We start from the raw sequence: 18734 nt of genomic DNA on the forward strand, positions 1-18734 counted from the left end.
ACTACCCCGCCCAACCCGGTTTGCGTTTGTCGAAGAACGCACCGATCCCTTCCGCTGCCTCATCGCTTTCCCATCGCGCAACAAGCGCATCGATTGTGACGCTGACCTGCCGCTCGTCCGGCGCGCCGCCAAGTTGTGCAACCAGCGCCTTGCCAGCGGCCACGGCACCCGGCGCGGCGCTCAGGTACGGCGCGATCTCGGCCTCAATGGCTTCATCCAACTCAGCCTCTGGTACCGCATTGGCTAGCAAACCCAAGGCGACGGCCTCCTCCGCCCCGAACCTGCGGCCGGAGAAGAACACCCGCCGCGCGCGTGCCGCGCCCATGCGCGCTACAACATAGGGCCCAATCGTCGCCGGGATTAGCCCGAGGCGGACTTCTGTCAGCCCGAATGTCGCGTGATCTGCCCCAACCGCCACGTCACACACAGACATCAACCCGACACCGCCGCCGAAGGCCTGCCCCTGAACGCGCCCGATCAATGGCTTGGGCATCGCATCCAGCGCGCCCAACATCTCGGCCAGCGCCCGCGCCTCCCGGGCCCGGGTCTCGGCATCAGCACCCATCTGCGCCTTCATCCAGCCAAGATCGCCGCCCGCACAGAAGCTTTTACCTTCTCCCGTCAGCACCACGACCCGCACCGCCGGATCGCGTCCTAACCGGCCCGCTGCCAGAGTCAGCTCGGCGATCATCGCAGCGTCCATGGAATTGTGCACCTCGGGCCGGTTCAAGCGCAGCCACGCAACGCCACGATCATCGACGTTCAACTCAACCACCGCCATTACGCATCTCCTTTGCCATCCGCCCGGCCTTTGCCACGAAATGACGCTGCAAGCCGGTATGATAACCGCGCGTCACAAGGTGCGCGTCCAGTTTTTCAGTTGCGAGATTGCCCGCCGCACCCGGGGCATAGGGGCATCCGCCAAGCCCGCCCACGGCGCTGTCGAAGATCCGCAGACCCCGCTCCAGCGCGACGTCCACGTTCTCCAACGCCAGCCCGCTCGTGTCGTGAAAGTGTCCGGCGAGCATATCCATCTCGGCCACTTGCAGGACCGCCGCAAGCATTGCGTCTACCGCATCGGGCGTGCCGCGTCCGATGGTGTCACCAAGGGATATCTCGTCGCATCCCATCGCCAAAAGCGCCGCGCTGACCTTCGCCACCTCTGTGGGCGCCACCGCCCCGTCAAACGGACAGTCTGTCACGCAAGAGACATAGCCGCGAACGGAAAGCCCATCGGCTTTCGCCGTCCTAACAACCTCTTCGAACCGCTCCAGACTTTCGGGGATCGAAGCATTCAAATTTGCTTTGGAAAACCCTTCCGAGGCACTGGCAAAAACGGCGACCTGATCCACACCCGCCGCCTTCGCCCCGTCATACCCGCGCATGTTCGGCGTCAGCGCCATGTAGCGCACACCATCCCACCGCTGAATACCTGACAGGACCTCCGCCCCGTCCGCCATTTGCGGCACCCATTTCGGTGAGACGAACGACGCAACCTCAATCCGGCGGAACCCGGCGCACGACAGCAGATCGACCAAAGCGATCTTCTCTTCCGTCGGAATCAACCGCGCCTCATTCTGCAGCCCGTCCCGTGGGCCGACCTCGACGATTTCGGCTGTCTCAGGCAACGGGCACCTCGTAGAAATCCTTGGCGTAAAACGTCTGCGGCCCTTCAATCTCCGCCGCCGCCTGAAACGCGGGTCGCGCTCGCAGCCGCGCCCAGTAGGCCTGCAAGCCCGGCCATGGGTCCAGCTTCACGTAAAAAGGCGCCGCGAACAGATTGAACCCCAACATCGCATCCGCCGCCGAGAAGCCCGAAGGCAGCAAATAGTCGCCCGCAACCATCCCGTTGAGCGCATCCAGCGTACCCTTCAGCCGCAGCGTATTCAACTTCACCACCGCCGGCGACGGCTTGGCCGGGGGCCGCAGGAACAGATGGTTCAGGTTCAACTGCTCGATCAGTGAGGCTTGGGTTTCCGCAAATCCCATCGCCTCCAGATATGCCACGCGGTCCGGATGGCCCGGTTCCCGCCCAAACCCGAACTCGGGCCGGGTCTCGCACAGATATTGCAGGATCGCGGAGCTTTCGAAAATCGTGCGCTCGTCAATCTCCAAAGCCGGGATGCGCCCGGCGGGAGAGTGATCTTTCAGAACAGGCTCCTGCATCTTGCGCGTGCCGATCTCGTAGAGCTCCAATTCAGGCGTCAGGCCCATTTCCTGCAACAGCCATAGCACCCGAAACGACCGCCCCCAAGGCACGTGATGCAACCGGATCACGCTTCATCCTCCAGCACGATCAGCGGCGCGCCCGCTTCCACCTGCGCACCAGCCTCAGCCAACACCTCTGCCACAACGCCGTCGCGGCCCGCCGTCAGCACGTGCTCCATCTTCATCGCCTCCAGCACGGCCAACCGGTCGCCAGCCGAAACCGCAGCACCTGCCTCGACGAACACGGCTTTCACCAAACCAGGCATCGGGGCTTCGATACGGCCCCCACCTGCCGCTTCCGCCTCAACATCCAGCGGGTCCGGCACCTCAAAATGGTAGTTATTGCCCCAGAACACGCTCAAGCCTGCCGCATGCTGAACAACCTCCGCCGCAATCGCCGCACCGTCGACGGTCCAACCCGTGCCGCGCCTCACCTCGTGTTCGGCCCCGTCCAGCGAAACGCGGTAATCCCCTTCGGCCAGCGTCGTGACCCGCGCGATCTCAGCCTCGCCGTCCTGTGCGATGACAACGCTCTGCGGCACCGGGTCCCACAAGGTGAACCCCTCCAGCGATCCACCACGCGCGGCGGCTCCAACAGCCGCCAAGGCGCGCGTACGAGAACATGGCACCGGGGCGCGCGCCAAATCCTCAACCTCACGATCGATCAGCCCGGTATCCACTTTCCCGCGCCCAAACCCGCCATGCGTCGTCAGCGCCCGCAGGAACGCGAGGTTCGTCACCGAGCCCGCCACTTGCGTGCCTGCCAAGGCACGTTCCAGCTTGGCCAGAGCGATTTCCCGCGTAGCCCCGTGAACGATCAGCTTGGCAATCATCGGGTCGTACCACGGGCTGATATCGTCGCCCTTGCGCACGCCGGTATCGGCCCGCGCCCCGTCAGGGAACTTCAAGTGCGAAAGCGTCCCGGTTGCAGGCAGGAACCCCTTCGGCACATCCTCCGCATAAAGCCGCGCCTCAAAGGCATGGCCGTCAATCGCCAGATCCTCCTGCGCCATTGGCAGAGGCTCCCCGGCCGCAACCCGCAACTGCCATTCCACCAGGTCAACACCCGTGATCGCCTCCGTCACAGGGTGTTCAACCTGCAAGCGCGTGTTCATCTCCATGAAATAGAACCGGTCCGCCCGCAGCCCGTCGGAGGCATCGACGATGAACTCCACCGTGCCCGCGCCCTTGTAGCCAATCGCCTCCGCCGCGCGGACTGCCGCCTGCCCCATGGCGGCCCGCATCTCAGCCGTCATGCCCGGCGCGGGGGCTTCTTCGATTACCTTCTGATGGCGCCGTTGCAGCGAGCAATCGCGCTCGAACAGATGCACCGCTTTCTCGCCATCGCCGAATACTTGCACCTCGATGTGGCGCGGCGTGGCGACGAATTTTTCTATAAGAACGGCGTCGTTGCCAAAGGCCGTCGCGGCCTCCCCCTGCGCGCTGGCCAGCGCATCGGCAAAATCCTCCGCCCGGTCTACCCGGCGCATCCCCTTGCCGCCGCCACCTGCCACTGCCTTGATCAGCACCGGATACCCAATCTCCGCCGCACGCTCGGCCAGCCCCTCCTGCGACGCGCCGTGGTAGCCCGGCACGACCGGCACGCCCGCCTTTTCCATCAACGCCTTTGCCGCATCTTTCAGCCCCATGGCCCGGATCGCATCGGCGCTCGGCCCGATGAAGACCAACCCTGCCGCCTCGCAGGCCTCCACAAACTCGGGGTTTTCCGACAGAAACCCATAGCCCGGATGCACCGCCTCCGCCCCTGCCGCCTTGGCAGCCTCAATGATCACGTCGCCTCGCAGATACGATTCCACTGGCTTCGACCCGCCAATATGCACCGCCGCATCGGCCATCTCGACATGGCGCGCACCCGCATCGGCGTCCGAGAAGACGGCCACCGTGCGCACCCCCATGGCTCGCGCTGTTTCAATCACGCGGCAAGCAATTTCTCCCCGGTTCGCAATCAGGATTTTACGAAACATCAGGACCTCCCGGCGGCAACATCCGCTCAAAGCGATGGCGATAAATCAGGTTCGGGCGCACGCCGTCGACCCAGTAGACGAGCACCGGCGCCATCAGCGCCATAAGGACGGGCGACAGCGTCAACACAGCGGCGATGAACGCGCCAATCACCATCGGATATGCCACCGGCTGACGCGCCAGGATTGGCCAGATAGGCAGCACGAAGACCAGCACCAACGCCCATTCCCACCAGGCGGCCAAGCCCATTGCCAGGTCGAAGAGAACCAAAGCCGCTGCAACGACAAAAGCCACCACGCTCAACCAAAGCCCGAGACTCAATCGGTTCAGCGGATGCTCCGTCACGTAATCCGCGCCTGTGAACACCCATTCGCATTCCCGAATGCCGCGCCCCGCCGCAGCCAGACGGCGATAGCGCGCGTGGCCCCAGTTGCCCCCCATCCGCACAGCGGCAAAACTGGCAAGCCAGACGGCAAGCACCGCGCCAATAGCTACCGGCCATGACGAAAGCGTCACGATCACCACAAGCCCGGCGATCATCCAGACCAGCCACATACTCACCAACGCGGGCCATTTCCCGACACGGCCCAACAAGATCAACAAAGCCAGCACCGCACCGATTGAGGCAATTCCAAAACGGCCATCCCAGTCCGTGCCCAAAGCCAGAAGCGCGACGAACCCCGGCAGGCAGAAATAAAGGCGCAAGGCCATCACCACCACGACCCACTCTCCCCATCCCGCAGATGGGCCCTAACGTACTCCGGCAAAGGCCAGGCATCCCGGTCGAGATCGGCCCGCTTCTGCGTTTCACCAACTCGCTCCGCGTGCTCCAGCAATTCCGGGTGGAGGCTTACGTCCAACGCCGCCAAAGCCGTTTCCACCTTGCTCTTTGTGCTTTCGATCTCATCGGCCAGCTTTGCTTCAGCCGACCGGCGTCCGAGCCAATTTCTTCGGCTGAGGCTACCCTGTCCTTTTGACGTGGCACTTTTGACCGGCACTCGGTCACCGCCAGCAAGTGGAAGCCAACCTGTACCTAACGCAATCGCAAGAATGAAAATTCCGGCTACTCCTGCAGCCAAAGTACTCATGCCCCATGAAAGCCAGCCACGACGGTTTGCCTTTTCCTCGATTTCCGCCCTTAGACGATCAAACTCAGCAGAAAAAACCTCGCGAAAACGGCGCGCAAAAAACGTTCGACTGAAGTCATCCCGTCCGGCAAAAACACGCAGCACCGGGCGTACGAACAAACCACCCTTGGACCGATCCACAAACTCCTCGAAATCGAACAGGAAAAAGTAATCCTCCGCATCCCCCGAATTGTGGATCAGGTAGACAGCGATCTCCGCCTCACGGCCAAGCGTCGGCATCTCGGGCAGATAGCCTCCCAGCCTCTCAGTCCACGACATCGACCGCCCCCAAATTCTCGACAACCTCGAACCGCTCCCAGATCAGTTCCATGTCTGGCGCAAATATCCCCTGCCGCCGGTAGTAGCGCTCATGGTTTTCGCGCCAGCCCGCCAACGTCTCATCCTCGCCCTCCGCCAGCGCCAATTCCTCCGGCATGTCGCAAAACCGCACGAGCCGCAGCTCCACGGTCCGGTTCACCAGCGCGGGTCGCCCGTCAAACGTCGTCGCAATATCGCAGCGCCCGATGGTCGGCAGCGCCTCGCGCCCCGCCGCCACGTCCGCCATCGCCGTGCAGGTCGCCCGCTTGGCACCTGATCGGACAAGTCCCAGCAACAAAGCGGACAATCGGGCCGAATCCCCGAAAACGTAGGTTTCCGCGCCGGGATAGCGTGACAGCAGCGTCTCTAAGTCCAACGCCCCACCCTTTCATCTTGCCAAGAAAAATCAAAACCCATTGGCCCACCTTACATCCGGAAAATGCCGAATTTCGTGTCCTCAACCGGCGCATTCAGGCTTGCTGCCAAGCTCAGCGCCAAAACCTCCCGCGATTTGCGCGGGTCCACCACCCCGTCATCCCAAAGCCGCGCAGAGGCATACAGCGGATGCGACTGTTCCTCGAACATATCAATCGTCGGCTGCTTGAACGCGGCCTCTTCCGCCTCCGACCAGGCCTCACCCTTCTTCTCCATCGCCGCACGCTTCACGGTCGCCAAAACACCCGCCGCCTGCGCACCGCCCATCACGGAAATCCGTGAATTCGGCCACGACCACAGGAAACGGGGGCTATAGGCACGCCCGGCCATCCCGTAGTTCCCGGCCCCAAATGATCCCCCCACCAGCATCGTCACCTTCGGCACAGCCGTTGTCGCCACCGCCGTGACCATCTTGGCCCCGTGCCGTGCGATGCCCTCATTCTCGTATTTCCGGCCCACCATGAAGCCGGTGATGTTCTGCAAAAACACCAGCGGGATCTTGCGTTGAGAGCACAACTCCACGAAATGCGCCGCCTTCTGCGCGGCCTCGGAAAACAGCACGCCATTGTTGGCGATGATACCCACTTGAAGCCCCATCACCTCGGCAAAGCCGCAGACGACCGTCTCACCAAACCGCGCCTTGAATTCATCGAAGTAGCTGTCGTCGACGACCCGCGCGATCACCTCGCGGATGTCGTAAGGAGTGGTCAGGGCCGCAGGCACCACGCCCAACAACTCCTCCGGATCATAGGCCGGATCGCGCCCGCCCAACACGGTGCCAGTCGCAGGCCCGAGGTTCGCCATCGCCCGCCGCGCCAAAGCCAGCGCGTGGGCATCGTCCTCCGCCAGGTAATCCGCCACACCCGACAGGCGCGTGTGCACGTCCCCGCCACCCAGATCTTCGGCTGAGACCACCTCTCCCGTCGCCGCCTGCACCAGCGGCGGTCCGGCCAGAAAGATCGTTCCCTGTTCCTTCACGATGATCGACACATCGCTCATCGCAGGCACGTAAGCGCCCCCGGCGGTGCAGGAGCCCATGACGACCGCAATCTGCGCGATGCCCTTGGCGCTCATCTGCGCCTGATTGTAGAAAATCCGCCCGAAATGATCGCGGTCCGGGAACACCTCGTCTTGGTTCGGCAAGTTCGCGCCCCCGCTATCAACCAGATAGATGCACGGCAGATGGCATTCCTCGGCGATCTCCTGCGCCCGCAGATGCTTCTTCACGGTGATCGGATAGTACGTCCCGCCCTTCACGGTCGCGTCGTTGCACACAACCATCACATCGCGCCCGTGCACACGGCCCACCCCGGCCACAACACCCCCACACGGGGCGGCGCCATCATACATCCCATGCCCGGCGGTCGCACCGACCTCCAGAAACGGAGAGCCCGGGTCGAGCAAATTCGCCACCCGCTCCCGCGGCAACATCTTGCCCCGCGACACGTGCCGCTCGCGGCTCCGCGCGCCACCGCCCGCCGCCGCCATCTCAGCCGCCTCGCGCACAACGGCCAACGCCTCCAGATGCGCCGCTCGGTTCGCCTTGGCCTCGTCAGAGCCCGCGATGAAAGAGGATTTGAGTTTCATGCTTTTCCCAACTTAAGTGCGACACGGGCGGTCAATGGGTCGGCAAAGAGGTATCCGAACGCCCAGATCACGAATGTCGTCCAAGGCTGGGGTGGTACGCCCGGATATAGCATATACGCAACCATCGAAAGGATCGCGGAAAGCCCAAGGACGATCGCCGCAGAAGGCCCCATAGTGCTCAACAGCATTTGTCCGCAGGTTTGACAGGTGGGATATCCGTTCTTTGCACTCTCAACGACCGGCCAGAAGAACATCAACACCGCAGGACCGGTTGTAAAACGGACCGGAAACCGAATATCGCCCGAGCCGCAATTCGGGCACCGCAGGCCAGCCAATCGTCGGCGAAAAGCACCAATCAATTCCACGCCTCACCTCTCGCTAACATCCGTGCCACCATCACTCCAACCCGCTCATCTCGGCCCAATCCAGCGGCCCCATCACCCCGCTCAACCGCGCCACCTGCCAGGCCCAAACGGCCTCCTCGAATTTCAGGACCGACTGAAACGACGCGCACCAAAGCTGCCGCCGATACGTCTCCCCGGCGCAATCGTCACCCGCGTTGATCCCGTGGGCCACGGCCCAGACATTCCCGTAGAGCGGCGCGAGCGGCAAACCCTCCAAGGCCTCCGGCTCCGGCAACAATTCTCGCATTGCCTCCGCACGCCCCTCAAACGCCGCCCGCAGCCGCCGCTGGCACATCAGCGAATTCGACGAGACCTCGCAAATCCCCATCGCCAGATAGCCGCAATGCTGCACCCAATGGACGTTGAACGCATCCATCGGCGTGGTCACGCCATAACCCGGCAGGGCCAGCAGCCGCGCCTCGAAGGCCTCCATCTGCTCGGGCAGGCATTGCTCGAAGCGTGGCACATGCCCCGCCCCGTCACCCCAACTTTGCGCCTGCACCGGCCCCGCCAGCACCGCAAGCAGACACGCCAGAACCCTCAACGCCATGAACCCGCCTCCACAACACCCACAACACGGGCAACCTGCCACAAAGCAGCCGCCTCACCCAGATGCTCAAGCGCGGCGTCCGGCCCGCACGCGCCACACCCAGAATCAACCGTCGCCCAAAGCTGCGGATAAAGCCCGTCCGACCATGGCGGATTGCGGCCCGAAACGGCCTCGGGCATAGGCACTTCCGCGAACCGCTCCGCGCGCGCGAGCATAAGGTCCGTCGCGGCCTCCCGGCAGGCTGCATCACCTCCACATTGCAGTAGGGCAATTCCCCCACAATCGGCCACAAACCGCCCCCGCACGAGGTCGAAGTTCGGCGCGGCCTGTTCGTTCAGAGCCGCCGTCAAACGCCCTTCAAACGCGTCCATCGCGTCGGACACGCACGCCTCGAACGCAGCAGCGGGGGCCGCCCATAGGAACAGCATCACGGCCAGCCTCACGTCCCGTCCTCCGGCACCGACACATCCTCAACGACCTGCCCCCACTCATCGGTAGCGGCGTACCACGCCTCTCCACTCTCAGGCTCGCAGATCACGATCAACCGCACGCCTTCGACGCCCGAGGGCACCGCATAGCAATCCACCAGATCGCCCCCCGTTTCCGCCACATACCGCGCGGCGTGGACGTTGATGATCTCCGTCTCCGTCGGCGGCGCGGCGGCCAGCCCCAGCCACAGACCCAAGGCGCCCGCAACGGCCAGCAATCCAGCCAGCGGAAGAGCGATCCGGCGCATCATGGTACCGCCTCCCCCAAGCCACGGCGCCCCGCGCTCACTCGTCTTCGTCCGTCAAGCCGGTCGCGAGAATGGCTAAACGACGCGCGTTTGACGCCTGACAAAGCACCTCTGCAACCGCCCGGTCTGCGGCAGGTACGGTCGCATAAAACGCATTGCAGGACTGCTCACGTTCCGCCATCACCGCCGCGATTTCAGCCCGCCCTTCCGCGTCCAACTCCGCGAAAGACCTTGCGAAATAGGTGTCCGAAATTGCCCGTTCCTCCGTGAAGCAGGCAAGCCCTTCCGCCGAGCCCGTATCGGTCCAATCGTAGTCGTAGGCACATCCCAGAACGATGTCCGAACAAGCCTCGCCACTTGGCCCAATCACACACGTTCGAAAGGTGTCGTAATCCTGCGCGTGGCTTTGCGAGGCCATTGCCGTCAGGGCCAACGCCACAACCCCTACGCGCATCGGCATCCCTCTCCGTTTCGGCAAACTCTGTTCCTGCGTAGTCCAACCCATATCGCTCACATCATCCCCATCAATTCGCGCCCGACCAGCATGCGCCGGATCTCAGACGTGCCCGCGCCGATCTCCATCAGCTTGGCATCGCGGAACATCCTCGACACTGCGCTGTCGTTCATGAACCCCGCGCCGCCCATGGCCTGCACCGCCTGATGCGCGACCTTCATCCCCTCTTCCGAGGCATACAAAACACAGGCCGCCGCATCCTGCCGCGTAACCGCGCCCCGGTCGCAGGCCTTCGCGACTTCATAGGCATAGGCCCGCGCCGAATTCATCGCCGTATACATGTCAGCGATCTTGCCCTGCATCAGCTGGAAGTCCCCGATAGGCCGCCCGAATTGCTTGCGCTCTTTCAGGTACGGCATGACCTCATCCAGACAGCCCGCCATGATCCCGATATTCACACCGCTCAGCACCACACGCTCGTAATCCAGCCCGCTCATCAAAACGGCCACCCCGCGCCCCTCTTCGCCGAGCACATTCTCGAACGGCACCTCGACATCCTCGAAGATCAGTTCCGCCGTGTTCGACCCGCGCATGCCCATCTTGTCGAAATGCGGCGAGGTGCTGAAACCGACCATCTCTTTCTCGATCAGAAATGCTGTGATCCCCTTGCTGCCCGCATCCGGGTCGGTCTTGGCATAGACCACCAAAGTGTCCGCATCCGGCCCGTTGGTGATCCAGTATTTTGTCCCGTTAAGCACGTAGCGGTCATTGCGCTTCTCGGCGCGCAGGCTCATCCCAACAACGTCCGACCCCGCGCCCGCCTCAGACATCGCCAAGGCGCCCACATGCTCCCCCGACACCAAGCGAGGCAGGTATTTCGCCTTCTGCTCCGGTGTTCCGTTCAGCTTGATCTGGTTCACGCACAGGTTTGAGTGCGCGCCGTAGGACAGTCCAATCGACGCCGACACGCGGCTGATTTCCTCTACCGCCACCGTGTGCGCGAGGTATCCCATGCCTGCGCCGCCAAATTCTTCCTCAACGGTGATGCCCAGAAGTCCAAGCTCCCCCATCTCGGGCCACAGCTCATTCGGGAACGCATTCTCCTGATCGGTCTTCGCGGCCAGCGGCTTGACCCGCTCCTGCGCCCAGGAATGCACCATATCGCGCAGGGCGGCGACATCCTCGCCAAGATCAAAGTTCATCGAGCCCAGAAACATCGCAGCGCCTCCCAGTAATTGAACGCTTGTTCATTTAATCGAACCGCAGCGCTTGTGTCAAAGCCCTTGATGGCCCGCATCCGCCCCGAAATTCTGCAACTCCCGCCACAGGATCGCCGAAATCGGCCCTATTTTGAGCACGGAACACGATACGAGATAGGTCCCGATGACGAAACCGACCAAGTACTTCCTGGCCCATACAAGTGTTTCGATCATGAACCTCAAGCCGATCTGGCCACTTTCCGCGCACCCAAACCAAATCCAGGCCCTGTCCGAGGCAGATGCCGCACAACGACGGGCAGGTCACAAGGCGCAGCGGTCCGCACTTCAATCAGGTCAGCCGCTGGAGGCCATCGAGGACCAGTTTGCGCTGATTCCCTTTCGGCGCCGCCCAAAATCTCCGGCTCCGTTCATGAATTTCGGCAATGACGCAATGGTCGTGACGCAGCCCGTCCGCGACCTGCTGGCACCGCTTGCCCCGCACAGTCTTCGTTTCTTCCCGATCACCGTCCTCAATGAAACCTGCAAAGCCCCGCTTTGGGAGGGGCCTGCCCTCTATGTCATGCAAGTCACCGAAGTGCGTCACGCCTGCAATCTCGCGCAAAGCACAGCTGTTTGCACGCAACAGATCACCTTGCCGGATGGCATCGCAACCACGCTCAGCACCATCGGCAACCCCGACGCGACATACACGATCGCCCTCGACACACCCGTAGACGATGCCGCCGACATCTGGATCGATGACAGGTTGCAGGGCGCGATCTTCCTCTCGGGTCATCTTGCGAAAGCCCTGAAATCCGCAGGGCTCGCCCGGGGGTGGGGTCTAACGGAATGCGTTTTGCTGCCACGCGCTTGACGCGCCAACCTTGCATAACAGCAAACCAACCCACACGCTCGCAACAGGCCCAGCGCGCCCGCCATCCCCGTTCTCGACAATATTCCAATCATCGCTAGTGACGACGCCATCGCCATGCGCCGCAGACGATCTGTTCGGCTCTGCGCCCTTCAGGGATTTCGGATGCCTCATCCTTCCGGCTTAAGACGATGTGGGGGCCTGCAAGTATAGACACCTGACGGCGATCGGATTGACACACCGCTCCTCGAGCGTGCCTTTATCGCAAAGGTCGGCGACATGCTGCACCGCCTTTCCAACGGCCGCCTCCTCTCCACCCCACATCGCGTCATCAACTCCAGCGGGCGCGAACGCTATTCTGTCCCCTTCTTCTTCGACCCCCACGTCTCAACAACAATCGCCCCACTTGTCGGCCAGCCAAAGTTCGAGCCCATCCACTTCGGCGACTTCCTCCGCCATGAACTCGAAGCCTCCTACGACGCTCACAATCCCGACAGCCCCGATTGACGCGCGACACCCATGCAGGCTCAATACCCCGCATGGCTGACAAACCCTTCCGCTTCTTCGACAACCGCCTGAAATACCTCACCTTCGTGAACACCACGAACGAGAAATGGCGCATTTCCGAGCGTGTCTCACAGGAAATCACCCACCTCACCCCGCGCCCACCGGCCTTCCGTATCTTCGACGCAGGCATGGGCGACGGCACCGTCCTCGCCAACACATTGCGCGCGCTGCACCAGCGCCACCCAACGATCCCGATCCATGCGGTCGGAAAGGAAATCAGCCTCGAAGACATCCGCCTGAGCCTCGCCAACATGCCCGACCGGCTTGTCGAACACCCCGCCACCGTGGTGACGATGACGAACCTGTTCTATGCGGAGGCACCCTGGCTGACGCCCGCAAAACGCAAAGATGTAACGTGGAAATTCGTGGCGCTCGACGGCGCCTCCTCCATCGGCTTTCAGGAACAACTCCGCGACCTCGACCCGTTCCTCGTTGAGAATTGGCAGGTCAAATCCTCCCCCAAAACCGGCAATCCGCTTTACGTCACGCCCACCGTTCTGGTCGTCTACCGCGCCGACCATGCCTTCCTACTCGACAATGTGATCCCCCGCGAAGGCGCGACGGAGGCCAACTACGACCTCATCCTCGCCTCCCAACCCTGGCGCGCCCGCACGCCTGCGCCACTGAAAGCAAAGTCCATCCTCGCCCCCCTCGCCCGCGCCCTCGCGCCCGGCGGCCGGATGCTCACCGTGCAAAGCGCAGGCGGCGACCCGGCGGAGGAGATCGTGAACGCAATCTGGCCCGACATCGACCTCTTCCCCGTCAACCGCTACGACCTCATCGCCGCCCTGAAGGAAGAGCTCGGCCCCGAGACCGCGCACTACGACCTCACCATCCCATCGGGCGGCGACGCGCTCCTGTCCTACCGGATGCACACCCTGCCGGAGGAGGTCGGCCCTTCCATCGGCACTTCCACCCTTTCCGCCGCATGGAACGCCGCCACCTACGTGGCCCAGATCGACGACCAACTTCTGGAGGAGGTCCAAGGCACCACCCGCCACTTCGACATCACTGCCGACGTTCTGCACAAATACGGCGGCCTGTGGTTCAATGATGAGGCGTTCACAGTGACGCGGCTCAAGTAGCCAAAACTAAGCCGCCGTCGGCCCCAGCTGCTCGCCCACCAGCATCCAGCGGTCCCCGAACCGGCGCAGCACAGTCGTCCCGCGCCCAGCCCCCGACGCGCTGCGCCCGTCAATGATCCCGGCCCAATGAAACTCGAACATATAGGCCGCGCTGTCCTCAGTCTGCATCAGCCAGCATACGTCCTCGATGCGAAAGTCCTCGTTCTCGATCATCGCGAAATTGCGCTCATATGCGGCACGAACAGCGTCCTTGCCGTCAAGCAGCACACCATTCGAAAAGATAACCGTGGCCTTCTCCGCAATCAGCGGTGCAACCTGTGCCCAATCCTGCGTTCCAAGAGCGGCCTCGTATTGGTTCACGAATTCCTGTGGTGTCATTTCCGTTTTCCAAGCGTGGCGCGTGTTAATGTCAATCTATCGCACCACCCCACCGTACGCACCCCACCCAATTCTCCACAAAATCTTAACCTACCGCCGTATAATCAGACCCCAGATGATCATCCGCCTAACCCGCGCCTCACCAAAGGCGCGCAAGGGCACGTAACGACGGACACGACCCGCCAGCAGCCCACCGAAAGGGTTAACGGCCAAGGCGGGCGGTCACGCGCAAACAGACCCCACCGGCCCAACCGGTGGCACACGTCCCGTCGCCCTGAGCGGCGCCGCTCTTCCCAACCACCCGGAACAGCACCCTAACATCCGAGATCACACCGCCTGACTGCCCCCATCACGCATCGTCATGCCCCTCCCCCTTGCGCCCCCGCGCCAAGGGCCGCAACCTCACACGCAAACCGGAGGGTCCCATGCTTGATTTCCACATCTACGACGTCTTCACCGACACCCCTTTTACCGGAAATCCGCTCGCCATCGTCGAAGGCGCGGACGGGCTAACCACGGCGCAAATGCAAACCATCGCCCGCCAGTTCAATCTGTCGGAGACGATCTTCGTCCAAACCCCCGACGATCCTGCCCACACCGCCAAGGTCCGCATCTTCTTCCCCACCGCCGAGATCCCCTTTGCAGGCCACCCCACGATAGGCTGCGCACTCCACCTCGCGAATGGCACGCCCGAAGTCACTCTCGAAGAGGTCGCGGGCCTCGTCCCCGTTACCATCGCAGAGGGCATCGCCGAATTCACCGCTCCCAAGCTGCCCACGGCTCGTCCCGCCCCCGACCGCGCCACCACTGCCGCTGCCATGGGCCTGACCGAAGCAGACCTCACAGACACCCAAATCGGCCATTTCGAAGGTGGGCCATCTTTCGTCTATGCGGAGCTCAAAGACCTCGAAACGCTCGCCCGCGCCTGGCCGCAAGAACCCGCCTTCAGCCAAATGTCCCAAGCCGCAGACGGCACCGGCGGCCTCTGCGCCTATGTCCGCACGGGACACGACAGCGCCCAGTCCCGCATGTTCGACCCACCCGCAGGCATCATGGAAGACCCCGCCACCGGCTCCGCCACGGCGATCTTCGCGGCCCAACTCAGTGCCACCGGCCACCTGTCCCAATCCGGCACCACCACCTTCCATCTCAAACAGGGCGTCGAAATGGGCCGCCCCTCCGCCCTGCGCCTGACCATCGACACCGACCAGGGCCGGCCCAGCGCCATTCGCGTCGCGGGCCAGGCGGTCAAGATCGCCCATGGCCAGATCCGCATCCCCTGACCCATCCCTTCCACTGGTCCGAAATACTTCGGGGGAGTCCGCAGGACGGGGGCAGCGCCCCCAAAAGTAAGGCTTCCCCCACTCGCGGCCTGATTCACGAAAGCCCATAATCCCCCCATTCATTAAGGAGATTTCAGATGGGCCTTTCGCTCGGATTTGCCGTGGCGATCGTGATCGCCGTCGGAGCCGCACTTGCCATGCAAGCCCCGATCAACGCCGTCCTCGCCCGCGAAGTGGGCGATCCTACAGCTGCAGCCGCGATTTCCTTCGCCGTGGGATTCCTCGTACTGGCCGCGATGGCCTGGTACAAAGGCACCACTGCCTCATCCCTCGCGGCGCTCACTTCCGTGCCATGGTGGGCACTCATGGGCGGTGTGCTTGGCGCCATCTGGGTCTGGGCCGCGATCTGGTCGGTGCCTCGTCTTGGTGTCGTCACCATGTTCGGTGCGATGATCCTGGGCCAACTTCTCGCCGCCATCATCCTCGACGCGCGCGGTGCCTTCGGGATGGAAGCGCGCCCGGTCGACCTTACCCGTATTATGGCCATCGCCATGGTCGCAGGCGGCGTGGTCCTCTCCAAAGCGTAAACCTCACGGGACGGCGGGAGGGGCGAAGGCGTCAGCCGAGCGTCTCCCACCGGCCTTTCCATCCCGCCGAACGCCCCATATATCCGTCATATGTTCGCAGATCTGCTAAAGCGCCTCACGGCCCCCGAACCCGAAGCCCTGCCCTTTGACGATGCCCGCCTCGCGCTCGCCGCTCTCCTTGTGCGTCTCGCACGCGCCGATGGCGAATATGCGCAGATCGAGGCCGAATACATCGAACACATTCTCAAGCACCGCTACGCCATGTCCGACGTGGAAACCGCCGCCGTCCGGCAAGAGGCCGAAGCGCTGGAGGCCGAGGCGCCGGACACCGTCCGCTTCACCCGCGCCATAAAGGATGCCGTGCCTTACGACGACCGCGTCGGCGTGGTTGAGGCGCTTTGGGCCGTGGTTCTCGCCGACGGCGTCCGCGACGAGGAAGAAGACGCGCTGATCCGTATGGTCGCGCCGATGCTCGGCATCAACGACCGCGACAGCAACCTTGCCCGGAAGCGGGTTGAAGCGCAGGGATGATCGCATCCCTGCCGATGTATGCGACGCCGCGCACAGCCGCTGCGGATGCGCGCCTGTGGTCGGCTATCGCCACCAACCTCAGCCATGCGGGCCATCCCGCGCCCCAAGTGCTCACCCTCGCACCGGGCGATCTGCTGGCCCATTGGACCGACCCCGCCCTTGTTCTGTCGCAAACCTGCGGGCGGCCCTACAAGGATCACCTGCACGGGCGCGTTCATCTGGTAGGCACTGCGGATTACGGCGTGCCGGGCTGCCCGCCCGGCTACTACCGCAGCCTCGTGATCGCGCGGGCGGACGACCCGCGCAGCGACATCGCTGAATTTACCGGGGCGATTTTCGCGTTCAACGAACCCGGATCGCAATCAGGTTGGGCCGCGCTTGCCGCTGAGCGGCCCGAAATCCTCACTGGCCCGCGCCTGCAAACAGGAAGCCACCGCGCCTCAACATTGGCCGTTCGCGAAGGTCGCGCAGATTTCGCGGCGATTGATGCCGTCACCCTTCGGCATCTGACGGCCGCCTCCGAAGCAACCGGCGTGAAAGTCATCCACGGCACCGAACCGCGCCCCGGCCTGCCCTTCATCACGGCTCTGTCGCAAGATGCCGCCGCAATCGCCCAAGCCGTATCCGACGCCATCGCGTCGCTGGAAAAAGCCGACAGGGCAACACTCGGCCTCAGATCACTGGTCGACATTCCGGCAGAAGACTATCTCGCACTGCCTGATCCGACCATCATGCCGCCCCGGCCCTAAGCGCGGCCATTGCATTTCCAAGGCCCTTCGGTCCAAATCACGCAACCCTACGAACGGACCGCAAAAATGACCGACACCCCCGTCATCGACATCCAAGGCCTGCACAAAAGTTTCGGTGCGCTCGACGTGCTGAAAGGCGTGGATCTGACGGCCAATGCGGGCGACGTGGTCTCTCTGATCGGCTCCTCCGGCTCCGGTAAATCCACGCTGCTGCGCTGCGCCAACCTTTTGGAAGACAGCCAACAGGGCAAAATCCTGTTCGAAGGTGAGCCGGTGAAATGGAAGGGTGCAGGCCCCAATAGACGCCCCGCCGATCCCGAGCAGGTCCGCCGCATACGCACGAACCTGTCGATGGTGTTTCAAAGCTTCAATCTCTGGTCCCATCTCACCATCCTGCAAAACGTGATGGAGGCCCCCGTCACTGTATTGGGCGAAGACAAAGCCGAGGTCGAAGACCGCGCACGCCAGATCCTTGACAAGGTGGGCATCGGGGCGAAATGCGATGCCTGGCCGTCAGAACTCAGCGGCGGCCAGCAGCAACGCGCCGCCATCGCCCGCGCACTCTGCATGCAGCCCCGCGCGCTTCTGTTCGATGAACCAACCTCCGCCCTCGACCCCGAACTGGAACAAGAGGTCATCCGCGTGATCCGAGGTCTGGCCGAGGAAGGCCGCACCATGATCCTTGTTACCCACGACATGCGCATGGCCCGCGATCTGTCCAGCCACGTTGTCTTCCTCCATCAAGGCCTGATCGAAGAACAAGGCGCCCCGTCTGCCTTGTTCGGCAACAACGCGCAATCGGAGCGCTTGCGCCAATTCCTCAGCCATTCCGATGCGGCTTAAGACGCTCATCCTCACTGCCTGTCTCGCAAGCCCTGCCGCCGCTCAAGACATCACCATCGGCACAGCCTTCCCCTACGATCCGTTCATTTCCCGCGATGAAACTGGCACGCTCAAGGGCGCTGAGCCTGAGATACTGGCCGCGATCTGCGCGCGCGCCGGATGGACCTGTTCCTGGACCGAAATGCCGTTCGAAGATCTCATCCCTGCCCTACAGGATGGCCGTATCGACATTGCCGCAAACGGCCTTGGCCATACAATCGAACGCGCGGCTGAGGTGCACATGGCCTGCCCCTACTATCCCGTTTTGGGCGATCCGCCCTCCGGCACGTTCTTCACAACCGACCCCGATCACGACCCGCGCTCCGGCCCGGTTGGCGTTACCGCAGGTTCGATCTTTGAGGCCACGCTGCTCCGCGAAGGCTACGTCCCCGTCCCGTTTGAGGATGAGACGGTCGCCCTCCAAGCCCTGCAAGACGGCCTCGTCCAAGCCCATTTCGGCAGTCGCACATATCCGGCTCAGATCCACGTGGACGGCGATTTGCACGAAGCGGGTGAGATCGAGACCGGCGCGATTGGCTTTGCCTTTGCACTGAACCCAACCAACCCGGAGATGATTGAGATTTTCGAAACCGTTCAGGCCGACATATCCTCCGACGGTACGCTCGCTGGCATCGCCGAAACACATCTGGGCTTCAGCCATCCTGACCCGATCTCGCTCTGCGACCGCACAAATCCAATCAGTTGACGCAAAGGCAGCACGGACCACACGGCTTGCCCCTGCGCGCGAATTCTCTATCAATCAACGCATAACAGGCGTGGCCGCCCAAAAGGACTGCGCC

General features: G+C 63.0%; 24 protein-coding genes. 9 read left to right on the top strand and 15 right to left on the bottom strand.

What is annotated here, in order from left to right; genetic code table 11:
* Position 1: 1 nt before the first annotated feature.
* Genes V8J81_RS12010 through V8J81_RS12075 form a run of 14 tightly spaced genes read right to left on the bottom strand, consistent with a single transcriptional unit; the run spans position 2 to position 11019 of the window.
* On the bottom strand, positions 2–781 hold the full coding sequence (locus V8J81_RS12010) for a crotonase/enoyl-CoA hydratase family protein (RefSeq protein ID WP_368475986.1): 780 nt from the start codon (positions 779–781) through the stop codon (positions 2–4).
* Entirely contained in the window at positions 768–1628 is an 861-nt protein-coding gene (locus V8J81_RS12015; RefSeq protein ID WP_368475987.1) for a hydroxymethylglutaryl-CoA lyase, read from the bottom strand. The genes V8J81_RS12010 and V8J81_RS12015 overlap by 14 nt, the downstream gene beginning before the upstream one ends.
* Complete coding sequence (locus V8J81_RS12020; protein ID WP_368475988.1) at positions 1621–2277, bottom strand: glutathione S-transferase family protein; 657 nt, start codon at positions 2275–2277, stop codon at positions 1621–1623. Before V8J81_RS12020 ends, V8J81_RS12015 begins: the two co-directional genes overlap by 8 nt.
* Positions 2274–4193, bottom strand: coding sequence for an ATP-binding protein (locus tag V8J81_RS12025; RefSeq protein WP_368475989.1), 1920 nt, complete (start codon positions 4191–4193; stop codon positions 2274–2276). The genes V8J81_RS12020 and V8J81_RS12025 overlap by 4 nt, the downstream gene beginning before the upstream one ends.
* The gene (locus tag V8J81_RS12030; protein ID WP_368475990.1) at positions 4183–4902 is read right to left on the bottom strand and encodes a hypothetical protein; all 720 of its coding nucleotides are present in this window, start codon (positions 4900–4902) and stop codon (positions 4183–4185) included. The genes V8J81_RS12025 and V8J81_RS12030 overlap by 11 nt, the downstream gene beginning before the upstream one ends.
* Complete coding sequence (locus tag V8J81_RS12035; protein ID WP_368475991.1) at positions 4902–5597, bottom strand: hypothetical protein; 696 nt, start codon at positions 5595–5597, stop codon at positions 4902–4904. The genes V8J81_RS12030 and V8J81_RS12035 overlap by 1 nt, the downstream gene beginning before the upstream one ends.
* On the bottom strand, positions 5584–6012 hold the full coding sequence (locus tag V8J81_RS12040) for an ASCH domain-containing protein (protein WP_368475992.1): 429 nt from the start codon (positions 6010–6012) through the stop codon (positions 5584–5586). The genes V8J81_RS12035 and V8J81_RS12040 overlap by 14 nt, the downstream gene beginning before the upstream one ends.
* Before the next feature lie 50 nt (positions 6013–6062).
* Positions 6063–7658, bottom strand: a complete 1596-nt coding sequence (locus V8J81_RS12045) for a carboxyl transferase domain-containing protein (RefSeq protein WP_368475993.1) — start codon at positions 7656–7658, stop codon at positions 6063–6065.
* The gene (locus V8J81_RS12050) at positions 7655–8023 is read right to left on the bottom strand and encodes a hypothetical protein (RefSeq protein ID WP_368475994.1); all 369 of its coding nucleotides are present in this window, start codon (positions 8021–8023) and stop codon (positions 7655–7657) included. The genes V8J81_RS12045 and V8J81_RS12050 overlap by 4 nt, the downstream gene beginning before the upstream one ends.
* A gap of 31 nt (positions 8024–8054) precedes the next feature.
* Entirely contained in the window at positions 8055–8612 is a 558-nt protein-coding gene (locus V8J81_RS12055; RefSeq protein ID WP_368475995.1) for a hypothetical protein, read from the bottom strand.
* Positions 8603–9055, bottom strand: coding sequence for a hypothetical protein (locus V8J81_RS12060; RefSeq protein WP_368475996.1), 453 nt, complete (start codon positions 9053–9055; stop codon positions 8603–8605). Before V8J81_RS12060 ends, V8J81_RS12055 begins: the two co-directional genes overlap by 10 nt.
* The gene (locus V8J81_RS12065) at positions 9052–9351 is read right to left on the bottom strand and encodes a hypothetical protein (protein ID WP_368475997.1); all 300 of its coding nucleotides are present in this window, start codon (positions 9349–9351) and stop codon (positions 9052–9054) included. The genes V8J81_RS12060 and V8J81_RS12065 overlap by 4 nt, the downstream gene beginning before the upstream one ends.
* A 34-nt stretch (positions 9352–9385) precedes the next feature.
* Positions 9386–9802, bottom strand: coding sequence for a hypothetical protein (locus V8J81_RS12070; RefSeq protein WP_368475998.1), 417 nt, complete (start codon positions 9800–9802; stop codon positions 9386–9388).
* Between the two features lie 56 nt (positions 9803–9858).
* Positions 9859–11019, bottom strand: a complete 1161-nt coding sequence (locus V8J81_RS12075; RefSeq protein WP_368475999.1) for an isovaleryl-CoA dehydrogenase — start codon at positions 11017–11019, stop codon at positions 9859–9861.
* Positions 11020–11185: 166 nt separating this feature from the next.
* On the opposite strand from V8J81_RS12075, the gene V8J81_RS12080 reads away from it, so the two are divergent.
* From V8J81_RS12080 to V8J81_RS12090, 3 genes are all read left to right on the top strand, one after another.
* Positions 11186–11875, top strand: a complete 690-nt coding sequence (locus V8J81_RS12080) for an imm11 family protein (RefSeq protein WP_368476000.1) — start codon at positions 11186–11188, stop codon at positions 11873–11875.
* Between the two features lie 276 nt (positions 11876–12151).
* The gene (locus V8J81_RS12085) at positions 12152–12379 is read left to right on the top strand and encodes a 2OG-Fe(II) oxygenase family protein (protein WP_368476001.1); all 228 of its coding nucleotides are present in this window, start codon (positions 12152–12154) and stop codon (positions 12377–12379) included.
* Between the two features lie 32 nt (positions 12380–12411).
* The gene (locus V8J81_RS12090; RefSeq protein WP_368476002.1) at positions 12412–13524 is read left to right on the top strand and encodes a hypothetical protein; all 1113 of its coding nucleotides are present in this window, start codon (positions 12412–12414) and stop codon (positions 13522–13524) included.
* A 6-nt stretch (positions 13525–13530) separates the two neighbouring features.
* Here the strand turns inward: V8J81_RS12090 and V8J81_RS12095 are convergent, their stop codons facing one another.
* Positions 13531–13902, bottom strand: a complete 372-nt coding sequence (locus tag V8J81_RS12095) for a YybH family protein (protein WP_368476003.1) — start codon at positions 13900–13902, stop codon at positions 13531–13533.
* A 425-nt stretch (positions 13903–14327) separates the two neighbouring features.
* On the opposite strand from V8J81_RS12095, the gene V8J81_RS12100 reads away from it, so the two are divergent.
* From V8J81_RS12100 to V8J81_RS12125, 6 genes are all read left to right on the top strand, one after another.
* Positions 14328–15185 carry a PhzF family phenazine biosynthesis protein gene (locus V8J81_RS12100; RefSeq protein WP_368476004.1) on the top strand — a complete coding sequence of 286 codons (858 nt, stop codon included), beginning with the start codon at positions 14328–14330 and terminating at the stop codon, positions 15183–15185.
* Positions 15186–15322: 137 nt separating this feature from the next.
* A complete protein-coding gene (locus V8J81_RS12105; RefSeq protein WP_368476005.1) occupies positions 15323–15772 on the top strand; it encodes a DMT family transporter in 450 nt (149 codons plus the stop codon).
* Between the two features lie 90 nt (positions 15773–15862).
* Positions 15863–16303: a tellurite resistance TerB family protein gene (locus V8J81_RS12110; protein ID WP_368476006.1), complete on the top strand. Its 441-nt coding sequence runs from the start codon at positions 15863–15865 to the stop codon at positions 16301–16303.
* The gene (locus V8J81_RS12115; RefSeq protein ID WP_368476007.1) at positions 16300–17052 is read left to right on the top strand and encodes a phosphate/phosphite/phosphonate ABC transporter substrate-binding protein; all 753 of its coding nucleotides are present in this window, start codon (positions 16300–16302) and stop codon (positions 17050–17052) included. The genes V8J81_RS12110 and V8J81_RS12115 overlap by 4 nt, the downstream gene beginning before the upstream one ends.
* A gap of 66 nt (positions 17053–17118) precedes the next feature.
* Positions 17119–17895, top strand: a complete 777-nt coding sequence (locus tag V8J81_RS12120; protein ID WP_368476008.1) for an ABC transporter ATP-binding protein — start codon at positions 17119–17121, stop codon at positions 17893–17895.
* Complete coding sequence (locus V8J81_RS12125) at positions 17885–18640, top strand: ABC transporter substrate-binding protein (protein WP_368476009.1); 756 nt, start codon at positions 17885–17887, stop codon at positions 18638–18640. Before V8J81_RS12120 ends, V8J81_RS12125 begins: the two co-directional genes overlap by 11 nt.
* The last annotated feature ends 94 nt before the right edge of the window (positions 18641–18734 follow it).

It is taken from the genome of Gymnodinialimonas sp. 202GB13-11 (genome assembly GCF_040932485.1).
GTDB classification, from domain to species: domain Bacteria; phylum Pseudomonadota; class Alphaproteobacteria; order Rhodobacterales; family Rhodobacteraceae; genus Gymnodinialimonas; species Gymnodinialimonas hymeniacidonis.

Coding starts and splice junctions, on each gene's coding strand:
- V8J81_RS12100 (WP_368476004.1), top strand. CDS start 14,328: ATGCTTGATTTCCACATCTACGACGTCTTCACCGACACCCCTTTTACC.
- V8J81_RS12025 (WP_368475989.1), bottom strand. CDS start 4,193: ATGTTTCGTAAAATCCTGATTGCGAACCGGGGAGAAATTGCTTGCCGC.
- V8J81_RS12010 (WP_368475986.1), bottom strand. CDS start 781: ATGGCGGTGGTTGAGTTGAACGTCGATGATCGTGGCGTTGCGTGGCTG.
- V8J81_RS12090 (WP_368476002.1), top strand. CDS start 12,412: ATGGCTGACAAACCCTTCCGCTTCTTCGACAACCGCCTGAAATACCTC.
- V8J81_RS12085 (WP_368476001.1), top strand. CDS start 12,152: ATGCTGCACCGCCTTTCCAACGGCCGCCTCCTCTCCACCCCACATCGC.
- V8J81_RS12080 (WP_368476000.1), top strand. CDS start 11,186: ATGACGAAACCGACCAAGTACTTCCTGGCCCATACAAGTGTTTCGATC.
- V8J81_RS12110 (WP_368476006.1), top strand. CDS start 15,863: ATGTTCGCAGATCTGCTAAAGCGCCTCACGGCCCCCGAACCCGAAGCC.
- V8J81_RS12035 (WP_368475991.1), bottom strand. CDS start 5,597: ATGTCGTGGACTGAGAGGCTGGGAGGCTATCTGCCCGAGATGCCGACG.
- V8J81_RS12120 (WP_368476008.1), top strand. CDS start 17,119: ATGACCGACACCCCCGTCATCGACATCCAAGGCCTGCACAAAAGTTTC.
- V8J81_RS12055 (WP_368475995.1), bottom strand. CDS start 8,612: ATGGCGTTGAGGGTTCTGGCGTGTCTGCTTGCGGTGCTGGCGGGGCCG.
- V8J81_RS12105 (WP_368476005.1), top strand. CDS start 15,323: ATGGGCCTTTCGCTCGGATTTGCCGTGGCGATCGTGATCGCCGTCGGA.
- V8J81_RS12075 (WP_368475999.1), bottom strand. CDS start 11,019: ATGTTTCTGGGCTCGATGAACTTTGATCTTGGCGAGGATGTCGCCGCC.
- V8J81_RS12115 (WP_368476007.1), top strand. CDS start 16,300: ATGATCGCATCCCTGCCGATGTATGCGACGCCGCGCACAGCCGCTGCG.
- V8J81_RS12045 (WP_368475993.1), bottom strand. CDS start 7,658: ATGAAACTCAAATCCTCTTTCATCGCGGGCTCTGACGAGGCCAAGGCG.
- V8J81_RS12065 (WP_368475997.1), bottom strand. CDS start 9,351: ATGATGCGCCGGATCGCTCTTCCGCTGGCTGGATTGCTGGCCGTTGCG.
- V8J81_RS12125 (WP_368476009.1), top strand. CDS start 17,885: ATGCGGCTTAAGACGCTCATCCTCACTGCCTGTCTCGCAAGCCCTGCC.
- V8J81_RS12095 (WP_368476003.1), bottom strand. CDS start 13,902: ATGACACCACAGGAATTCGTGAACCAATACGAGGCCGCTCTTGGAACG.
- V8J81_RS12030 (WP_368475990.1), bottom strand. CDS start 4,902: ATGGCCTTGCGCCTTTATTTCTGCCTGCCGGGGTTCGTCGCGCTTCTG.
- V8J81_RS12070 (WP_368475998.1), bottom strand. CDS start 9,802: ATGCGCGTAGGGGTTGTGGCGTTGGCCCTGACGGCAATGGCCTCGCAA.